The 2,392-nt window shown below is 36.1% G+C and carries 2 protein-coding genes; both read right to left on the bottom strand.

Annotated elements, in window-relative coordinates:
- A partial coding sequence (locus tag GX437_02765) for an ATP-binding protein (protein NLJ06573.1) occupies positions 1-918 on the bottom strand: 918 nt, incomplete at its 3' end.
- A 394-nt stretch (positions 919-1,312) separates the two neighbouring features.
- The gene (locus GX437_02760) at positions 1,313-2,125 is read right to left on the bottom strand and encodes a hypothetical protein (protein NLJ06572.1); all 813 of its coding nucleotides are present in this window, start codon (positions 2,123-2,125) and stop codon (positions 1,313-1,315) included.
- Positions 2,126-2,392 lie beyond the last annotated feature (267 nt).

Below are 2,392 nucleotides of genomic sequence, written 5' to 3'. Positions count from 1 at the left end.
TAAAATCAAATCAATTTCAGCTCCGTTGGATGTCCTGTAAAATCCTGTATTCCAGTGGTCTGAATGGTTTAAAATATTTTCAATCACCATACCTTCCCAACTGCTTCCAAACAAAGGATGCCCCATCAGTTCATTAAAATTATCAACGACTACCAGCGCATGTAAAATACCGGAATCACGAATATAAAGTTTTGGCGACTTGACCAATCGTTTTGAAACATTGGCCACAAAAGGTGGCAGTAACCGTAGCATAAAAGTTTCTGACAATATTTCCAGATATTTTCTGACAGTATTATGACTGATTCCCAAGGAATTAGCGATAGAACTAAAATTGACAACCTGACCGTGATAGTGAGCTGACATTTTCCACAAACGCAGGGCAAGTGTTGAAGGAATCTGAAAACCCAGTTGTGGGATGTCGCGTTCGAGAAAAGTCTTTATAAAGTTGATTCTCCATTCAAGGCTTAAAAAGTCATTATCTGCGAGATAGCTTCTTGGAAAACCTCCTCTGTACCAATATTTTATGACGTCATTGGAAACAGATTGAACTTCCTTCATTGTAAACGCATTCATCTCAATAAAAGCCACCCTTCCGGCAAGACTTTCAGAGCTTTTAACCACCAGATCGCGCGAGGCTGATCCCAGTAAGAAAAACTGGCCATTTACAGCATTTTTATCTATCACACTTCTCAGATACCGGAACAGGTCGGGAAGCATCTGAATTTCATCGATGAAAAATATTGAATTTTTGTTTGCTTCAAAAAACAGTTCGGGTTCTGAAAGTTTTAGCCTGTCAATATCTGTTTCAAGGTCTAAATATATCGAAGAAGGTATTTGGTCTGCCAAATATTTTGCCAGAGTAGTTTTACCGCACTGTCGCGGTCCTAAGATGGCAATGGCAGGAAATCCATTTTTCAAGAGTTCTATTTTTTGCAAAATTTCTCGCTGTATCATTTTCATCAGAAAAAAATTTTTTTGCAAAAATACAACCTGCCATGCAATTTGTAACATGGCATTACAAATTACATGGTAATTTCGCAAAATATGATGAGTGACTATGAAGAAAGCCTACGAATTAATACACAGCATTTTTGGGTTAATTGGCTCTTGAGGACATCACGATTATCCGGGTAAAAGATGAATACAACCAGCATTTGATTGATATTAAGCTTATAAATTTCGCATTTTTATGCCTGTATTTAAAAGCACGCATTTTAAATCAGCATATACAAGGGTAGCTCCCTGATTGCTGACGATCATTTTTCCAACAGATAGTTAGTAGTACAAAGCAGAAGCAACATAAAAATCAGATTTATTGAACCAATAATTCAGTTCCGTTTATCCACTTCATCATTAACGACTTATTGTTTGTGACAGAGCCAATGACATAAATGGAAGTTGACCTGAAAGCTTCTGATTTTGAGGCAAGCTCTATCATTACTTCATTGGGATATAGGTAATTTGAGTGAATAAAAAACAGATTTCCTGCTTTCTTGTAAAGAAAACCAACATGATTACTTAATGCCACCAAATATAAGCCATCTTTAATAAGTGACTGGATGGAGTCACTCATTTCCGTGACATAATCGCTATTCAGAATCAAAATTGAATCTCCTTTGCAGAATGCTTTTACTGAATTAAGGCCATGAGCCTGTGAAAAACGATATCTGTTTATATTAAACCCGGCATCTCTTAAAACCGTAAAAATAAAATAACTGCAGGCAATATCACCCTGACCGGGCCTGGAGGTATAACCGTTAAAATCCCAATGAGTTCCGTACCAGTGAGGTATTAATTCATTAACAATCGTTTTTGTCACATAGTCACCGGTTTTCATTATTGGCTCATTGTTTTCACCTGAATATTGAACCTGAAATGTGTTTCTTTTTGCAATAATACCACTTTTAATAAGAGTATAATTCCCCTGAGGATTTAGTAAAATACCACATTTTAAGGCAATAGCTTTTGTCAGGGAATCCTGATCCTGATATATACCTGAGTCAATATAAGAAATTGAATCTGTCACAATTGCCAAATCATTTTCATTAAAATTACCTTTTGTTTTACATGCTGCAATAAGATATGCCATGACACTAATACAAATGATCGTAACGTATCTGCTCATTTACAAATTGATTTTCATCGTTGACTGATGGAAAGAATCCTTAAACAAATATAAAACGAATGTTACTGTTCAGCTACAACCCATTTAAAGCCGGGACTAATTTTATTGGATTACCTGTCATAGCCAACTTTAATGCCTGACAGACAGAATATCCCTGCTTCCGACTTGTCGAAATATAGTTTCGGATCCTGCAAAACACTTCCGCACTTTGCTCTTTTCTGAAACAAACTGAAATTTTCTGTTTTAACCTAATCATTCGTAAATCTC

It is taken from the genome of Sphingobacteriales bacterium (assembly GCA_012517435.1).
Taxonomy (GTDB): Bacteria; Bacteroidota; Bacteroidia; order CAILMK01; family JAAYUY01; genus JAAYUY01.
The sequence above is the reverse complement of the archived record's forward strand: the minus strand, read 5'-3'. Positions and strand labels throughout refer to the sequence as shown.

Coding starts and splice junctions, on each gene's coding strand:
- GX437_02760 (NLJ06572.1), bottom strand. CDS start 2,125: ATGAGCAGATACGTTACGATCATTTGTATTAGTGTCATGGCATATCTT.